This is a genomic window from Ruegeria sp. Ofav3-42, assembly GCF_022347725.1.
In the GTDB taxonomy this organism is placed as follows: Bacteria; Pseudomonadota; Alphaproteobacteria; order Rhodobacterales; family Rhodobacteraceae; genus Ruegeria.
Map to the genome: position 1 here is coordinate 104,993 of NZ_JAKRGB010000005.1, position 17,554 is coordinate 122,546.

The 17,554-nt window shown below is 59.5% G+C and carries 13 protein-coding genes; 8 read left to right on the top strand and 5 right to left on the bottom strand.

The genetic code is table 11. From position 1 onward, the window contains the following. Position 1 precedes the first annotated feature (1 nt). The 5 genes from MHN28_RS09540 to MHN28_RS09560 form a co-directional block, all read right to left on the bottom strand. Positions 2 to 739: an Asp/Glu racemase gene (locus MHN28_RS09540; protein ID WP_239338371.1), complete on the bottom strand. Its 738-nt coding sequence runs from the start codon at positions 737 to 739 to the stop codon at positions 2 to 4. Next, entirely contained in the window at positions 736 to 1,803 is a 1,068-nt protein-coding gene (locus MHN28_RS09545; RefSeq protein ID WP_239338373.1) for a histidinol-phosphate transaminase, read from the bottom strand. The genes MHN28_RS09540 and MHN28_RS09545 overlap by 4 nt, the downstream gene beginning before the upstream one ends. Next, positions 1,800 to 3,452 (bottom strand): hydantoinase B/oxoprolinase family protein, encoded by a 1,653-nt coding sequence (locus tag MHN28_RS09550; RefSeq protein ID WP_239338375.1) that lies wholly within the window; start codon positions 3,450 to 3,452, stop codon positions 1,800 to 1,802. The genes MHN28_RS09545 and MHN28_RS09550 overlap by 4 nt, the downstream gene beginning before the upstream one ends. Continuing rightward, positions 3,452 to 5,548 carry a hydantoinase/oxoprolinase family protein gene (locus MHN28_RS09555; RefSeq protein WP_239338378.1) on the bottom strand — a complete coding sequence of 699 codons (2,097 nt, stop codon included), beginning with the start codon at positions 5,546 to 5,548 and terminating at the stop codon, positions 3,452 to 3,454. The genes MHN28_RS09550 and MHN28_RS09555 overlap by 1 nt, the downstream gene beginning before the upstream one ends. 203 nt (positions 5,549 to 5,751) lie before the next feature. Then, positions 5,752 to 6,729 carry a TetR/AcrR family transcriptional regulator gene (locus MHN28_RS09560; RefSeq protein ID WP_239338381.1) on the bottom strand — a complete coding sequence of 326 codons (978 nt, stop codon included), beginning with the start codon at positions 6,727 to 6,729 and terminating at the stop codon, positions 5,752 to 5,754. Between the two features lie 179 nt (positions 6,730 to 6,908). Between MHN28_RS09560 and MHN28_RS09565 the strand changes: the two genes are divergently transcribed. The 8 genes from MHN28_RS09565 to MHN28_RS09600 are packed head-to-tail and all read left to right on the top strand — an operon-like array spanning position 6,909 to position 17,514. Continuing rightward, positions 6,909 to 8,042: an LLM class flavin-dependent oxidoreductase gene (locus MHN28_RS09565; protein WP_239338384.1), complete on the top strand. Its 1,134-nt coding sequence runs from the start codon at positions 6,909 to 6,911 to the stop codon at positions 8,040 to 8,042. 10 nt (positions 8,043 to 8,052) lie between these two features. Beyond that, entirely contained in the window at positions 8,053 to 8,700 is a 648-nt protein-coding gene (gene ribB, locus MHN28_RS09570) for a 3,4-dihydroxy-2-butanone-4-phosphate synthase (protein ID WP_239338387.1), read from the top strand. A 39-nt stretch (positions 8,701 to 8,739) separates the two neighbouring features. After that, entirely contained in the window at positions 8,740 to 9,117 is a 378-nt protein-coding gene (locus MHN28_RS09575; RefSeq protein ID WP_239338390.1) for a nuclear transport factor 2 family protein, read from the top strand. Between the two features lie 32 nt (positions 9,118 to 9,149). Continuing rightward, positions 9,150 to 10,538 carry an amidase family protein gene (locus MHN28_RS09580; RefSeq protein ID WP_239338393.1) on the top strand — a complete coding sequence of 463 codons (1,389 nt, stop codon included), beginning with the start codon at positions 9,150 to 9,152 and terminating at the stop codon, positions 10,536 to 10,538. 39 nt (positions 10,539 to 10,577) lie between these two features. After that, positions 10,578 to 12,227 (top strand): long-chain-fatty-acid--CoA ligase, encoded by a 1,650-nt coding sequence (locus tag MHN28_RS09585; protein ID WP_239338396.1) that lies wholly within the window; start codon positions 10,578 to 10,580, stop codon positions 12,225 to 12,227. Between the two features lie 25 nt (positions 12,228 to 12,252). Then, complete coding sequence (locus MHN28_RS09590) at positions 12,253 to 13,434, top strand: acetyl-CoA C-acyltransferase (protein WP_239338398.1); 1,182 nt, start codon at positions 12,253 to 12,255, stop codon at positions 13,432 to 13,434. Continuing rightward, positions 13,435 to 15,732: a 3-hydroxyacyl-CoA dehydrogenase/enoyl-CoA hydratase family protein gene (locus MHN28_RS09595; RefSeq protein WP_239338400.1), complete on the top strand. Its 2,298-nt coding sequence runs from the start codon at positions 13,435 to 13,437 to the stop codon at positions 15,730 to 15,732. It abuts the gene before it with no gap. Between the two features lie 12 nt (positions 15,733 to 15,744). Then, on the top strand, positions 15,745 to 17,514 hold the full coding sequence (locus MHN28_RS09600) for an acyl-CoA dehydrogenase family protein (protein ID WP_239338402.1): 1,770 nt from the start codon (positions 15,745 to 15,747) through the stop codon (positions 17,512 to 17,514). Positions 17,515 to 17,554 lie beyond the last annotated feature (40 nt).

Consider the following 17,554-nt stretch of genomic DNA (forward strand, 5'->3'; position numbering starts at 1 on the left):
GTCAAAGGTTATCGAACAGACTCCCGGGCAGGGCATCGTGGCGGGGCAGATTCAGGGCTTTCATCAAACCAAACATCATTGCCTGATTGGACGTGACGACCGGTTTGCCCAAAGCGGCCTCGATACGTTCGACCGCCTCGACCGAGCGCATGTCGGTACAGCTCAGGACAATTGCCTGAGCATCCGGATGATCGGCCTGACAGGCCAGATCAAACACCTCGTCCGGCGTCAGTTCTCCTTGCCCATAATTGCCAAGTTCGCGACCAATATCGGCGCGGTTGACGGTTTCAATGCCGTTATGGGCCAAGAAATCTATCGCTTGATCGTTGATTTCACCCAGATAAGGCGAAGAGAAACCGACCTTTGTCGCGCCAACCGCTTTGATGCCGGCAATCAGCGCACCGGCTGCGGTTAAGGACTTAGCGCCTGAGCCAGCCTTGATCTGTTGCGCCAGATCGGCGTCAAAGGATGGTCCATGTGTCAGCGTTGCCGAGGTGCAGCCATACAGCACCACATCGGGGCGAACGCCCGAGATCATCCGCAGGTCATGGCTGATATCGGATGCCCCTAATCCGGCCATCTGGTCCGAGCCAGGAACCTCGTCCACGTCATAGCCGCCCATGCGCTGGAAATGGACCGTCGTGTTCGGCGGACGCAGCAGTTCCATATCCGGTTCAAGATTGGTGTTGGTGAAAGGCACCAGAACACCGATCTTCGCGGTAGTTCGGGTCTCGGTCATTTCAGAACTCCTTTCAGGATGGCCAGACAGCGATCCATTACTGGTGTCTCGCAGATCGTGGCGCGCAGACAATCAGCCAGCCGGTATCCCCCCATGCCGCGCATCAGCAGGTTTTCGGCACGCAGGGCTGCATCTGCACGATGCGCGTCTTCCGCCGAGGCAAAGCGCAGCAGCACGAAATTGGTATGGCTTTCGGGGACAGTCAGGCCCAATGCCCGGCAATCTTCGGCAAACCGGCCCCGGATCCCAGCCGTTCGGAAAACCACGTCCTTCATGTGGTCCTGATCGCGCATCGCGGCTGCGGCAGCAGTTTGCGACGCGATAGAAATGTTGTTGGGGTTCAATAGCTTGCGCACTTCGTTCGCTATCTCTGGCGGGAAATACCCCCAGCCCGCGCGCGCGCCTGCCAAACCGTACGCCTTGGAAAACGTGCGCATCACCACGGTATCACCCCGGACTGCCAGAGCGAAAATCTCGGCCGGGTCATTTGCGTAGTCGGAAAACTCTGCATAGGCCTGATCCACGACCAGAAGAACGTCTCCGGGCAATCCGTCCCGCAGGCGCAGGATTTCGGCATTCGGGATCAATGTGCCAGTGGGGTTGCCGGGATTGCAGACAAAGACGATCCGGGTTTTAGGCCTAATCGCGGCCAAGATGTCATCCACGGATACGGTCAGGTCGATCTCACGGGCTTTGACGTAGTCAGCCTGCACCTGCGCTGCGGCGGATGAGACGAAGGCGTATCCATAATCCGTTCCCAGCACGCGGTCACCAGGCCCGGCATAGGCCCGGATCAGGCAACCGATCAATTCCATGGAACCCGCGCCGCACAGCACCCGTGCTGGATCCAACCCGTGCACATCGGCGATTGCGGTGCGCAGTTCAGGCCATTCCGGGTCGGGATAAAGCGGCAGGTCCGCCATCGCGGATCGGCCCGCTGCGATTGCAGCAGGGCTTGCGGCAAAGGCGCTTTCGTTCTGGGCCAACGAGATTGTCCCTTCACCACCGAGATCGGCCAGAGCATAGGCGGCCATTGCGCCTACATGGGGGACCGGGCGGATCATGTCGCACCTCCATAGGCTTTTGCGCCGTCTTCGCTGATCAATCCGCGCTTGAGATCCAAGGCAACTGCCTGTGCATCGCGTTCCGCCGGAAGGCCGAAGCCGCCGCCGCCGGGGGTTTCAAAGATCAGGTAATCGCCGTCCTCAACCCGCAATTCACCTTTGCCTGGAATGTCACTTTCGCTGTCACGGAATCGAATGCACCCGGGGGCGCCGGGTTGTCCGCCCCTGCGACCAAGCGCCGGAAACTTAAGGCGCTCGACTGAGAGGAACACAATGAAAGGCGCACCATTGGCCGAGGTCACCTCGATCCTCTGGCCCAGCCCGCCGCGATACTTGCCCGCGCCGCCGGAATCCGGACGCAACTCGCGCCGCCAGATGGTGACGGGCGCAACACTTTCGGTTATCTCGACCTGACTGCCGAATACGCCCGAGGGGTAGGCGGTGGCGGACAGCCCATCTGCATGAGGCCGTGCACCAGTGCCGCCGTTGTGGACCGGTTCGACCGCAAACTCGCGGCCACCATCGCGGGCCACTTCGGGGGCATGGCGCATCGGTAGATCGAACATGCACGATGCGCCCTCGGCCGGGACCGCATCGGGAAGCGCCTGATGCAAGCAGCCCAGCACCAGATCGGGCGTTACCTGTCCCAGCGTGTGCCGCATGGCAACCGGCACAGGGCGTTGCGCATTCAGGATGCAGCCCTTCGGTCCGTCCACGGTGAATGGCTCCAGCGATCCGGCGTTGTTTGGAATATCGGAGCCGACGATGCAGCGCAGCGCGAAAACGGTATAGGCGGTGGCATAGTTGAGCGGCACGTTGATGCCCTTGCGCGAACAGCCCGAAGTGCCTGTAAAATCCACATGCATGCCCGACTTGCTGACGGTCAGGGTTGCGTGCAGTTCCAGCTCATTCTCGTAACCATCCATCTTCAGCGCATTCTTGTAGACGCCTTCCGGAACCTCGGCGATCGCCTCCAGCGTACCTCGGCGCGAAGTGTCGATGATATAGCTGCCCAGCCGGTCCAGATCGTCGATGCCGAATTCGTCCATCATATCGACTAACCGGTTCACCCCGGCCTCGCAGCAAGCGATCAGCGCGTAAATATCACCTTCGTTTGCAATCGGCTCGCGGCTGTTGGCGCGGACAATGTCCAGCAGCAGGGCGTTCGGTACGCCCTCTACGACCAGTTTGCAGGGCGGAATCAGCAGACCTTCGTCATAGACGTCCGAGCCCTCTGGCCCCATACCGAGGCCCCCCAGATCGACCAGATGTGATGTGCAGGAGGTAAAGCCCACAACCTTACCGTTCTTGAATGCGGGCATCATCAGCAAAAAATCGTTCAGATGCCCGGAGGCCAGCCAGGGATCGTTGGTCATGTAGATGTCGCCGGGCTTCATGTTTTGCACAGGGAAATGCGCGCGCAGATGCATCACCGCCTCGGCCATTGTGTTGATATGGCCCGGCGTGCCGGTGACGGCCTGTGCCAACATTCGCCCGGAGACGTCGAAAATCCCGGCAGAGATGTCTCCGCATTCTCGTACGATGGGTGAAAACGCCGCGCGGATCAGGGTCTGGCCTTGCTCTTCGACCACGGCCAGCAGGCGGTTCCACATCACTTGCAGGCGGGCGGGGGAAAGATCGGCAGTCATCATGCGCCTCCTTTCTGGTCCTGGATCAGGACGAGGTTTCCAATGGCGTCCACTTGCGCCGAAAAGTCGGCCGAGACCAGCGTGGTGGTCTGCGGTTCGGTGATCAGCGCAGGGCCACAGACCCGATCGCCGGGGTTCAGGCTGTCGCGCGGCACAAAGCCAGCGAGTTTTGCTTTCCCGTCCACGTCGCAGGTGATGGGCCGCGTTTCAGCAGGCGTGATCGTGGTCAGAGATGGTGTTACGGGCAGGTCAGGTATTTCGGAGTCCGGCGTGGCCACGCGCACGGCCCAGTTCAGGATCTCGATCTGCATTCCCGGCACCGGTCGCGAGAATTGCTTGCGGTATTCCGCCTCAAAAGCAGTAATCAGGGGATCGATGTCATCGGCTGTCAGGACGCGGTCGGGCAGCGCGATTTCGATCTCGTGGCCCTGACCGTTGTAGCGCATGAAGGCGGTGCGCTGCGTCTCGGTGGGGGCATCGCCCGCACCTTGAGCGACAACACCACTGGCCTCGGCAATCATGTCGGCAAACAGAGAGTTGATTCCGTCGAGGTCCAGTGTCTCCAGCAACGAGTAGCGCGAGCGCACGATCTCGAAGCTGACTGGTGCGAAGAGGAAACCGACTGCCGAGCCGACGCCCGGATTGGGTGGGATCACAATTCGACTGACACCAGCGGATCGCGCCACGCGACTGGCGTGAAGCGGGCCGTTGCCGCCAAAGGCAATCATGGTGCGGGGACCAAGGTCTTTACCCGACTCCACGGCGTGCATCCGGCCGGCACTGGCCATGCTCTCGTCGACGATCCTGCTGACCCCATCGGCTGATCCCGTCGCGTCGGTATCCAGCCGAGACCCAATCACCCTGCTCAGCGCTTCTTTGGAGGCTTGAGGATCGATCTTGATATACCCTTCGGCAAATGTGTCCGGCACGATATAGCCTAAAGCGATGTCACTATCCGTCACCGTTGGTTCGGTGCCACCCCGTCCAAAGGCCACTGGGCCGGGTTCCGATCCGGCCGATTTCGGCCCAACGGTCAGCCGCCCCAGCCGGTCAACACCGGCGATGGAGCCGCCGCCAGCGCCGATCTCGATCATCTCGATCACAGGGATGCGCACTGGCATACCCGAACCTTTGATAAACCGCGCTGCCCGCGCGATTTCGAACTGGCGCGAGGTTTGAGGTCGTGCATTGTCTATCAGACAAAGCTTGGCAGTCGTGCCACCAACGTCAAAAGACAGAACCTCGTTGATCCCTGCACGCGCCGCGATGCGCGCGGCAAGGATAGCTCCGCCCGCAGGCCCGCTTTCAACAAGACGGATAGGAAAGCGTGCGGCTGTCTGAACGGTGCACATCCCGCCGCCCGCAGTCATCATCAGGATCGGACAGGACACGCCCTCAGATTCAAACTGAGCTACAAACCGCGCCAGATAGCTTTCCATCAATGGCTGGATGTATGCGTTGGCGACTGTGGTGCAGAGCCGGTCGAATTCACGTGCCTCGGGGCTGACTTCGGACGAGATAGACACCGTGAGATCGGGTCGCTTTTCTGCAATGATGTCACGCAACCTGCGTTCATGCGACGGGTTGGCATAGGCGTGCATGAAGCAGATTGCGACGGCCTCGGCGCCGCTGGCATCAAGATCGTCCAGCAGTGCGTCGACGGCACTGTCTTCCAAGTCAATCAACACGTTACCGTCGGCGGACATCCGTTCCCGGATCGTCAGCGCCCGTTCGCGGGGCACCAGCAGGTCGGGCTTTTCCAGGTTGATATCGTACTGTGAATAGCGCCGTTCGTAGGCGATCTCCAGAATGTCCCTGAACCCTTCGGTCGTGACCGTCGCTACAACGGCACCGCGCCGTTCAATCAGTGCATTGGTCGCCAGTGTCGTTCCATGGATGAAACCCGTTAACTCGCTTAGGGCACGGCCCGATTGTTCCATGACACGCATTGCACCTTCCATCGCGCCATCGGCCGGATTCTGGTGAGTTGTCAGTGTCTTGGTCGAAGCCAGTATGGTCTCGTCGCCCGAGACGAGTACCGTATCGGTAAAGGTGCCGCCAATGTCGATGGCCAGGCGCAACGATTGAGATGTCATGAAGTAATCCGAATTGTCCATTGTCTAGGCAGAAAGCAAAGGGCGCACAGCCCCTGCGATCACCCGCTGACGACGAGGTCACAACCGGTTGCGCGGCGGTCCAGACGATTTGGAGCACAGATCATAGTCATAAGCGTATTTTTGCTTCGACCGGATCATGCCGCAAGTTGGTTTGCGACTAAATTGCCCGGAAACGACAGAATTCAGGGTTTTGCCGCTTTGGCAGGATCGGACTCGGCCAGAACGCCGTCCATGATCAAGGCCTTCAGGCTGGTGCGGATTTCACTTTCGGGAAACTTGCCAATGCTCCAGTGCCTGAGGGACCAGACGTTGCACAGGAAATACAGATAGTTCGCCATCAATTCCGTATTCATGGGGCGGAACACCTTCTGCTCGACCCCTTGATCCAGAATGCCTTTCCAGCGTCCCATGAAGTCGCGTTCCATGTCGAATACACGCGCGCGGTTCTCGGCCGACATCGAGCGTGTTTCTGAGTAGACCAGATTTATATAGCGACGATTCTCGCCGATGTAGTCGATGTACCGGTCTACAGCCTTTTCAAGGTTCTGATCTGCGGGTCCGGTGAACAGCTCTCCGGTATCAAAGAAATCGATAATGTCCTGCATGCACATGGTGGTGATCAGATGCAGGATATCGTCCTTGTCCTTGATGTACTTGTACATGAGCGGAACCGACAGCCCGGATTCTTTGGCGATCTCGCGCATCGAGGCATTGCCGAACCCGTGCTTGGCGATCACCTTGCAAGCGCCTTCAAATATCTGCCGCCGCCGCTCCTCGGCTGTGTCGGACAGGGCGCGGGCGGGTTTTTCGGCCTGAGTGGTTTTCGGTGTTTCCATCAGATCGGTGTCAACCGAGAACGTACAGGTCACTTCCATCAGAGTGGCGGACTCGCCCGGTTTGCGACCGGCCTGAACGATCGAAACACGGTAAGATGTCAGCGGCGAATCCTCTGGCGACATTCGCAAGGCCTGGGCTTCGATCTGGCCCTGTCCTGGTGTCGCCAGATTCGTGGCCGAGGTGTTGATCAAAGTCGGATGCAATGTGTCACCCAGGCGCTTCAGTTCTTCCCGCGCAGCATCAATCGCCAGCGCTAGGCATACGCCATCCAGCTGTGATTTCTTAATGAATTCATCGACTTGCGCTGCTGAATATAAAAACACCCGGCCTGCCTCCTTAGGATCTTGCCCCGAGGCAACATGTTGAAATCCTTATGTCTTGTCCAGTTGGAAATCGTCGCAGTGCCCGGGCGACGCAGGGAAAGACATTTCGGGGCTTGACGAATTTGGCGGCCTCATGAGAGTGTTAGTGAACGTTCAATAACACGCCGGAGGACGCCTGTATGAAGTTCAAGATTCTCGCCATTCCATTCGCGCGCCAGCATGGCGAGGACACCCAGCTTGCCGGGCGTGATCCTACGCGGTTCAACAAGATGATGCACACGCTGCGCGATCAGATGGTACTGGCCGAAGAGCTTGGGTATGACGGCTTCTGCCTGACAGAGCATCACATGCAGGTCGAAGGTGTGGAATGCACAACCAACCCGCTGTTCTGGAACATGTACATCGCTCAGCACACCAAGAACTTCACAGTGGGTCAGCTGGGAATGAACCTCACGGCGATGAACCCGATCAAGACGGCTGAAGACATCGCCATGCTTGATCACATGACTGGCGGTCGCGTCTTCGCGGGTTTCTCACGCGGGAACACACCGCGTTGGACAGCAACCATGGGGCAGCATCTGGACATCACCTCGGCCGAGTCCGACAAGTCCGAGGCAGACCAGCGCAACCGACGCGCGTTGTATGAAAACTGGCGTCTGATCAAGTCGCTTTGGACTGATGACCTGACCGAACATCAGGGCGAATTCTGGAACTTCCCGTCGAACGTCGAGTGGGAGTTTAATCCGACCAAGCTGTGGGGTGGTGACAACCCGGTCGATGAAAACAAGATCCTGCGCAAATCGGGTATCGTTCCGCGCCCGCTGCAAAAACCGCACCCAAAGGTGTATGCGCCGTTCTCTTACTCGATGGAAACCGCCAAGTTTTGGTCCTCGGAAGGGGCCAAGATGGTATCCTTCGTGACCGCCGACAAAGAAGAGTTCATGCCGGTGATCCTGGAGAATTGCCTGCAGGCAGCGCATGAAAACGGACTGACGCAGACCACAAACAACGACGTTCTGGCCTTGGGCGCGCATCTGATGATGGGCAAGACCCCCGCCAAGACCAGGCAGTATCGCGAGATGTTCGACAACCTATGGTTCTCAGCCTACGACGCGCCGCCGTATCACGTGCCGCTGGGTCGCGTCTGGGATGGTTCGCGCCAGCAGGTTCTCGATCAGGTCGGCGAACTGGCCGAACGGTATCAGATAGAAGAATTCTTCGTGTGGCACCACGTGAACTATTTCGGCGACGAGATTGAGCAGGAGGCTCTGATCGAATTTGCCGAAGGCGTCATCAAACCTCTGAACGGTTAAGGAAAAGATCATGTTCGACCTGCACGAGGTTTATCGGTTGTCGCCCATCGAAGATGTCATTGCGGACTGCGCGCAGGGCCGCATGGTCATTCTTGTTGATGACGAAAACCGCGAGAACGAGGGCGATTTGGTGATCCCTGCCGCCTGCACCGACGCGGCCGCCGTGAACTTCATGGCGCGCTTTGGTCGGGGCCTGATCTGCATGGCGATCCCGCCGGAAAGGGCTGAAAAGTTCAATCTGGGACCGATGGCAGCGTTGAACACCGACCCCCATCATACGGCGTTCACCATTTCGGTGGACGCAAAAGAAGGCACCACCACTGGCATTTCCGCCAGCGACCGGGCGCGGACCATTGCGCTCTTGGCGTCAGATACTGGGTCTTCGGTTGACCTAGTCTCGCCCGGTCACCTTTTCCCTCTGGTGGCAAAACCTGACGGCGTATTGGAGCGGGAAGGCCACACCGAGGCCGCCGTCGATCTGGCCCGCCTGTCGGGGCAAGGCGATTCCGGAGTGATCTGCGAGATCATGAGGGATGACGGTGAAATGGCGCGCTTGCCGGACTTGCTGGAGTTTGGAGCCCGCCACGGCCTCAAGGTCGGTACGATCGAAGACCTCAAGCGGTACCGTCAAGCTTTGCTCACCGACAAGGCAGCCTGACAGCTGACACCCCCAGATACTTACGACCGAGGACATTCCATGACCGCATTTGCCGATATCGAAGCTCTGATGCAGGCCTATATCGAAAACCTGCATGACGGCGACATCACAAAAGTAGACCAGATGTTCCTGCCGGAATGTGACCTGACCTGCGCCAACGAAGATGGCAGCTACATCCACATGACACTGGACAAGTACAAAGAAGTCATCGGTGGCCGCGAAAGCCCCAAGTCCAAAGGTTATCCCGTCTACGGTCACACAATCTCGATTGATCAGTCCGGCCCGAACACGGCGATGGTCAAGATCGATTGTGCCGTTCAGCCGCGCTACTTCATCGACTATCTGTCGCTGGTCCGCACCGGCGAGGGCTGGAAGATCGCCGCCAAGGTCTACTACGTCCAGCGCACCGAAGACTGACACCCCATCTGATCGAGCCAGAATTCTCACCCATGACGGCCCCTTATTCCCAACTATCGGCGCGTGCGATGGTGCAGGCCTTTGCCCGGCTGGAACTTTCCCCGGTCGAGGTCACGCAGGCCGCGCTGGATCGGATTGCTGCAGTCAATCCGCAGATCAACGCGATCTATCATCTGGATGCTGAACGCGCGCTGGATTCGGCACGCGCCTCAGAACAGCGCTGGCATGGCAATGAGGCGCTGGGACCGCTCGACGGTGTGCCGACGACGGTCAAGGATGCCTTGGATTGCATTGGCATGCCAGCCTATCGCGGTTCCGCTGCAGGAGCGGTCGTGGTGAACACCACCGACCATCCGACGGTTGCCCGGATGCGCGAGGCCGGTTCCGTGATCCTCGGCAAAAACACTATGTGCGACTATGGTATTCTGGCCGGCGGTGTCAGTTCCAAACATGGCGTCACGCGCAACCCCTGGGACTTGTCGCGTACGACCGGCGCGTCGTCCTCGGGCGCGTCAGCCAGCGTCGCCGCCGGGATCGAGCCGCTCTCGATTGGCACCGACATCGTGGGTTCGATCCGCCTGCCGGCGTCGTATTGCGGGCTGGCCGGGCTGAAGCCGAGCCAAGGCCGGGTTCCCTACTATGTGTGTAACAGCCCGGCCATCACCGCAGGACCGCTGGCGCGTAGTTTTGGCGATGTCGCGTTGCACATGAATGTTCTGACCGGCGCGGATGGGCGTGACTTCACCGCCTTGGCCCGGGACGGGATGAATTATGTTTCGCGTTTGACCCGTGGCGACCGTGAAAACCTGTCTGTTCTTGTTGTTCCAGAGCTAGGCTTGGGCGAACCGGTGGCCGAAGATGTTCGTGCCGCGCTCGAGCGAACGGCGCAGGTTTTGCGGGATATGGGCGCCCAGATCACCTATCATGAAACCGCGCCGTTCAGCCGAACCGATTGGGAACCGACTGAGGCGTTCTATAAGGTCCGCACTCTGTCCGAACTGATGCGTCAGACCGAGGATGAGCAGGCAAAGACGCCTTACATACGCGATTGGAGCTATGACGCGCGGGCCCTGACGGCGGTTGAGCATCAACGCAACTTCGATCACATGCAATCGTTGCGTGAACGTGCTTTGGCGCTAATTGACGGACACGACTTCGTCCTGTTGCCGTCGACACCGAACACCGCCTTTGCCGCAGAACTGCCGGGGTCTGACCCCAACAAGCCGTTCGAAAGCTGGGCCAACACCTTCCTGTTCAACCTGACAGAACAACCCGCATCCAGCATCCCCGTGGGACTAGATCGAAATGGGTTGCCGATCGGCATTCAGCTGGTCGGAAACCGGTTCGACGACTTGGGCGTTTTGCAGATGTCGTGGCGGATTGAACGGGACATCGGAGAGATGACGCCAGCGTCTCTGTAACCGAGGCAGATGCTGGCAACAAAAAATTTGGGAGGCAAAATGAGCACCGACAAAGCAACAATCCCCGGCCAGATCATGACGATGCCGCTGACGGTGACCAGCATCTTCCGTCATGGCATGCGCGCACATCCCGAAGCGCAGATTGTCTGGCGCAACTCGGATATGACAATCGACCGCTACAGCTTTGCGGATATGGGGCGCCGCACGCAGCAACTGGCGCACGCGCTGACTGAATTGGGCGTTGGTCCTGGGGACCGCGTCGCAACGCTGGCCTGGAATAACAACCGGCATCTTGAATTGTATTATGCGCTGGCCTGTATCGGAGCGATTTGCCACACGATCAACCCGCGCCTGCATCCCGACCAGATCGCCTTCATCATCAATGACGCCGAAGACACGCATATGTTCTTCGACACCACCTTCGCGCCCTTGATCGACGCCGTATCAGAACGCTGCCCAACTGTTCAGGGTTGGTACAGCCTGACAGGCCCGGAGCAAGTGCCGCAAATGAAGACGTCGGTCAGCGATTACGAGAGCCTGATCGCCGGCAAGCCGGACGTCTATGACTGGCCCGAACTCGATGAAAACGCCGCCATGGCGCTGTGTTATACCTCTGGCACCACCGGTAATCCCAAAGGTGTGCTGTATTCCCATCGCGGGACGGTGCTGCACGCGATGGGCGTGTCTGGAGGCGAGTGGCTGGCTCTGACGGCGCGAGAGGCGGTTTTGCCAGTCGTGCCAATGTTCCACGCCTGCGCCTGGGGTCTGCCCTACGCCAGCATCATGAACGGAACCAAGCTGGTTTTGCCAGGACCGGGCATGGACCCCGCGCCGCTGCAAGAACTGATGGACGGCGAAGAGGTCACGATGATCTCGGGTGTACCGACAGTCTGGCTGGGTTTGTACGAATACCTCGACCAGCGCGGCGAGAGACTGAAAACGGTCAAACGGGCGATGATGGGTGGTTCGGCGGCTCCGCTGTCGCTGATCGAAAAGATCGAGAAAGGTCACGAGACAGAGGTCGTTCACGGATGGGGCATGACCGAGCTGTCGCCGGTTGGCTCGCTGGCCATGCTCAAATGGGGCGAGGACAAGCTGCCCATTGACGAGCAGTTGCAGATCAAGACCAAACAGGGCCGCGCGCTTTATGGCGTTGAGATGCGCATCGTCAATGACGAAGGCGAACTGCTGCCCCACGATGGGATTGCTTCGGGCATGCTGCAGGTTCGTGGTCACTGGGTTGCCAGCAGTTATTGGGGCGGGGCAGGTGCCGATGCATTCACCGAGGACGGTTGGTTCTCGACTGGTGACGTCGCCGCAATCGACCCACAGGGATATCTGCGCCTGACCGACCGGACAAAGGATGTCATCAAATCGGGTGGGGAATGGATTTCCTCAATTGATCTGGAAAGCATCGCCATGAGCCATCCTGATGTTCTGGAGGCTGCCTGTATCGCCGCCAAGCACCGCAAATGGGACGAACGCCCGCTGATCGTAGCGGTCAAACGCGAGGGCTCGGAGATCAGTCGCGAAGACATTCTGGCGCTTTATGACGGCCAAATTGCCAAGTGGTGGACCCCTGATGACGTGGTGTTCCAGGCCGAGCTTCCGCACACCGCCACCGGAAAGGTCTCCAAGCTGCATCTGCGTGATCAATACGCCGACTACAAGCTGCCCACCGACAATTAAATTCAGCCTTTCAAGGATCTCTATCATGCGTTCTGCCGTTATCGTCTCGACCGCCCGTACTGCAATTGGCAAAGCCTTTCGCGGAGCTCTCAATGACACTCACCCCGCCGTTTATGGCGGCCATGCCGTCGCCGAAGCGGTTAAACGCTCCGGGGTCGACCCGTCTGAGATTGAGGATGTGATCATTGGCAATGCCGTGCCCGAAGGCGCGAATGGTGGCAATCTGGGCCGTCAGGTTGCGATGCGGGCCGGCCTGCCGGTGACGGCATCGGGTCAGACGGTCAACCGTTTCTGCTCGTCGGGCCTTGAGGCACTGACCCGGGCCTGTTCGCGGGTCATGGTGGATGGCTGTGACGTGGTTGTCGGTGGCGGAGCTGAAAGCATCTCTCTGGTGATGGGCCGTGAAAACACCCACCGGTTGGCCGAAGACTGGATCAAGGAAAACGTGCGGGGCTTCTACCATCCAATGATCCGCACTGCGGATACTGTGGCAGATCGCTACGGCATCAGCCGCGAGGCGCAGGACGAGTTTGCCCTGCAGTCGCAGCAGCGCACAGCCGCTGCGCAGGCAGCAGGCAAGTTCGATGACGAGATCGTACCGATCACTGTCACCAAAGCGAATAAGAACAAGGAAACTGGCGAGGTCACTTACGAAGAGGTCACGCTGACCCAGGATGAATGCAACCGCCCCTCGACCACGCTGGAAAGCCTTGCCGGACTGGCCCCGGTGATGGGAGAGGACAAGTGGACCACCGCCGGCAACGCCTCGCAACTGTCCGACGGCGGATCGGCGCAGGTCGTGATGGAGGAGAAGCTGGCCGAGCAGCGCGGGTTAGAACCGCTGGGCCGCTACATGGGTTACGTGGTTGCGGGCTGCGAACCTGATGAAATGGGTATCGGTCCCGTCTTTGCGGTCCCGAAATTGCTGGAGCGCAACGGCCTCAAGATGGACGATATTGGCCTGTGGGAACTGAACGAGGCGTTCGCGTCGCAAGCCCTGTATTGCCGCGACAAGCTGGGTATCCCGAATGAGATCCTGAACGTGGACGGCGGCGCAATTTCGGTGGGCCACCCTTATGGCATGTCGGGCACGCGCATGGTCGGCCACGCACTGATCGAGGGCAAGAAACGCGGCGCGAAATACATTGTCGCCACCATGTGTATTGGCGGTGGCATGGGTGCGGCTGGCCTGTTCGAGGTTCTGTAAATGAGCGCGATCAACAAAGTCGCCGTTATCGGTTCGGGTGTGATGGGGGCGGGGATCGCCGCGCACTTCGCCAACGCAGGCGCCGAAGTGGTCCTGCTGGATATCGTGCCCAAAGATGCGGAAGATCGCTCGATGCTGGCCAAGAGTGCCATCGCGCGCATGACCAGAGGCCGCGCGCCACAGTTGGCGGATCCGGCCTACGCGGCGCGGCTAACGGCGGGCAATCTCGAGGATGATCTGGAACAGCTGCGCGACTGTGATTGGGTTGTTGAGGTCGTCCTGGAAGACCTCGCCATCAAACACGCGCTGTATGCGAAAATCGCGCCCTACCTGCGGGACGATGCGTTGCTGAGCTCGAATACTTCGACCATTCCACTGGCCGATCTGGTCAGCCAGATGGGCGATGACCTGCGCAAGCGCTTTGTGATCGTGCATTTTTTCAACCCGCCGCGTTACATGCGCCTGATCGAACTGGTGACCGGACCCGATACCGATCCGGCGGCTGCGGAACGTGCCCGTGCCTTCAGCGACAAGTGCTTGGGCAAGACTGTCGTGCCCTGCAATGACCGCCCGGGCTTTATTGCCAACCGTCTGGGTGGGTTGTGGATGAACGCTGCTGCCCGCGAGGCAGTGACTCGTGGTATCACCGTGGAAGAGGCTGACACGGTCCTGGCTCGTCCCTTCGGCGTGCCCGGAACGGGCGTTTTTGCACTGATGGATCTGATCGGCATCGATCTGATGGGCAAATCGCGCCTGTCCATGCGCAACCTGCTTGAATCCGAAGACCCGCAGCAACTCCATACTAAGGGTCTGGAGCTGTTCGATCAGATGGCTGCCAAGGGGTTAGCTGGTCGCAAGGCGGGCGCAGGGTTCTATCGTCGATCAAAGGATGCAAACGGAAAAACCGTGGCTGAAGTAGTCGATCTGGCGACGCTTGACTATCGTACGCAGGCCAAGGGGCCGGACCTGTCCAAGAGTTTCGGTGTCGACTTCATTGATCAAGCCGGTGATCGGTTGGCTGATTATGCTTGGGCCGTCATGGGGCCAGCGCTGTCTTATGCGGCCTATTGCGTGCCCGAAATCACCGCCAACCCGGCCGATATCGATGCCGCGATGGAGCTTGGGTACAACTGGCGCATGGGTCCTTTCAAGCTGATCGACAAGATTGGCGCAGACAAGATTGTCGCCAGGCTGAAGTCTGAAGGTCTGGATGTGCCGCCGTTGCTGGAGCTTGCTGCGGAACGCGGCGGGATTTACTCGGGAATGGGCCGTGACCGTAAGGTACTGCTGCCTTCGGGCGAGCAGGCAGAAGTGCCGCGCGGGCCGGGGATGATCTTTGCCTCAGACCTGACGGATGCCCCGGAGTTTCAGACCGAAGCGGTGGCGCTGCACGATATGGGGGATGGCGTTGCTTTGCTGACGATCACCGCGCCCAATGCGGCTTTGGACGATCAGGTGATGACTGGTGTCAGCGAGGCATTGGACGTTGTGGGCCGCGACTTCAAGGCGATGGTCATCGGGTCGGACGGCAACCACTTTTCGGTGGGTGCGAACCTGAAAAAGGCGTTGGACCGTGCCGATGCCGGAGAGTTGGACCTGGTTGAAGGGCAGTTGGCAATCGGTCAGGCCACGATGCGCAAGATCAAGTATGCGCCGTTTCCTGTGGTCTCGGCCGCATGTGGGCTGGCTTTGGGCGGTGGCTGTGAGATATTGATGCATTCGGATCGGGTTATGGCCGCGCTCGAAAGTAACATCGGATTGGTTGAGGCCAACGTCGGTCTGCTGCCGGCTTGGGGTGGCACAACAGCGCTGTTGTTGCGCAAAACGGCAGAACTGGGTGACCCGGTCAAAGGGGCCGAGGCTGCATTCGATGTGATCTCGGTGGCGCTGATGACCGGCTCCGCTCCGATGGCGCAGCATGCGGGCTATCTGAAGGCCACCGACGGAGTGGTGATGAACCGCGACCGCCTGCTGGCTGAGGCAAAGGCGGCGGCGCTGGCGCTGGCCGATGGGTATCAGCCTGCGTCCATGGCCGAGATCACGCTCGATGCCGCCGCAATCAATGCCGCGCTGGAGCCGAAGTTGGCCGCCCTAGCTGATGCCATGCCCGACGCACCCTACACGGTCGAAATAGCCCGCGAGACGGCGCATGTGCTGGCGGGCGGGGACGGTGGTACTTTGGACGAAGAGGCGCTGCACAAACTGGAAGCCGACGGCATGATGCGCCTGATCCGTCAGGACAAGACCATCGAGCGGATGCGTCACACCATGACCACCGGTAAGCCGCTGAAAAACTGAGGGATTATAGGTATGGACTATCAACTCCCCCAGCGGGACATTACCTTTCTGTTGGACGAGGTGCTGGACCTCGACAAGACGCTGGCATTGCCGGGGTACGAACACTGCGACAAAGACACGTTCTTTGCTGTCGTTGACGCGATTAACGGTTTCGTGCGCGACAACCTTGCCACTTGTAACGAGGCGGGGGACAGTCCCGGCGCGCGGCTTGAAGACGGTCAGGTCTATGCCGCCCCGGGATTTGGCGACGCCTACAAGGTGTTCTGCGAAGACGGTTGGAACGCGCTTGCATTAGAGGAGGAGTTTGGCGGCCAACAACTGCCCTTCGTCCTACATGCCGCCTTGCGCGAGGGGATGGCCGGAACCAATCTGGCATTCGCTCTGATACACGAGTTGAATTTCGGTGTGGTCGAGGCCCTGATGGCCTACGGCTCGGAAGAACAGAAGGCGGTCTATTGCCCGCAGCTAACCAGCGGCAACTGGGCCGGAACCATGAACCTGACCGAGCCGCATTGCGGCACAGATCTGGGGCTGATCCGTACCAAGGCGCTGCGGAATGATGACGGATCTTATGCCATCACCGGCAACAAGATTTTCATCACATGGGGCGACCACGATATGTCGGAAAACGTCGCCCACCTGATCCTGGCCCGGGTCGAAGGTGCACAGCCTGGCCCGCGTGGACTGTCTTTGTTTCTGGCTCCGAAATACATGTTGGACGTAGACAACAACACGACGGATCAACGCAATACGATCACCATTGCCGGGATTGAGAATAAGATGGGCATCCACGGCTCGCCCACTTGCGCCATTTCCTTTGAAGATACCAAGGCTTGGATCGTCGGCGAAGAAGGCAAAGGTCTGGCCGCAATGTTCGTAATGATGAACGCCGCACGCCTGTCAGTTGGGCTGCAGGGGTTGGGCGTGGCCGAGGCTGCTGTGCAGACGGCAACAGCCTACGCCCACGAACGCCTCCAGGGCCGCGCGGATGGGGAGCCTTTGAATCCAAACGGTCCCGCCGATCCGCTGATCGCCCATGCGGATGTACGCCGTCGCCTGCTGACCGCACAAGGTGAGATGGATGCAGCCCGAGCATTGGCCTATTTTGGCGCAAGTCTGCTGGATGCGGCACATCGTGCCGAGACCCCGGAACTGCGCAAAGAAGCTGATACGCGGCTGTCGCTGCTGACCCCGGTGATCAAATCCTATCTGTCTGACATGGGCTCGCGCATGGCGAACGAGGCTGTGCAGATGCATGGAGGTCACGGGTTCATCAAAGATTATGGCGTTGAGCAATTGGTGCGCGACGTTCGGATCACCGAGATCTACGAGGGTACAAATGCGGTTCAGGCCCGGGATCTGGTCATGCGTAAAGTGCGCGGAGACAATGGTGCCGTCATCAAGGGGCTGATCGCCGACATGCTGGACGAGGCGGGCAAACTGGGCCCAGACCTCTCTGATGTCGAGACCCACTTGCGTGACGCGGCAACACGGCTTGGCCGGTCGACCGACTGGGTATTGGGGGCGGCGCAGGGCGATGTGCTGTCGGGGGCATGCGACTATTTGGAAATTGTGGCGCTGAGCCTTTCCGCCTGGATGTCCGCGCGGATCGCCCGCGTGGCCACGGTAGCGTCCGGAGACCAGTCGCCTGATTATTATGCGGATCGGGCGGATGCCGCGCGCGCTTTCATGGCCCGCGCGCTGCCTCGTGCGGTAAGCCACGAATTGATCATGCAAGCCGGTGAACCTGGCATTGTATGTCGGGCTGATCGCTGTCTGTAACTCCTCCTTCTTCACAGACAGCGGTGCTGAAGGGCGTTCT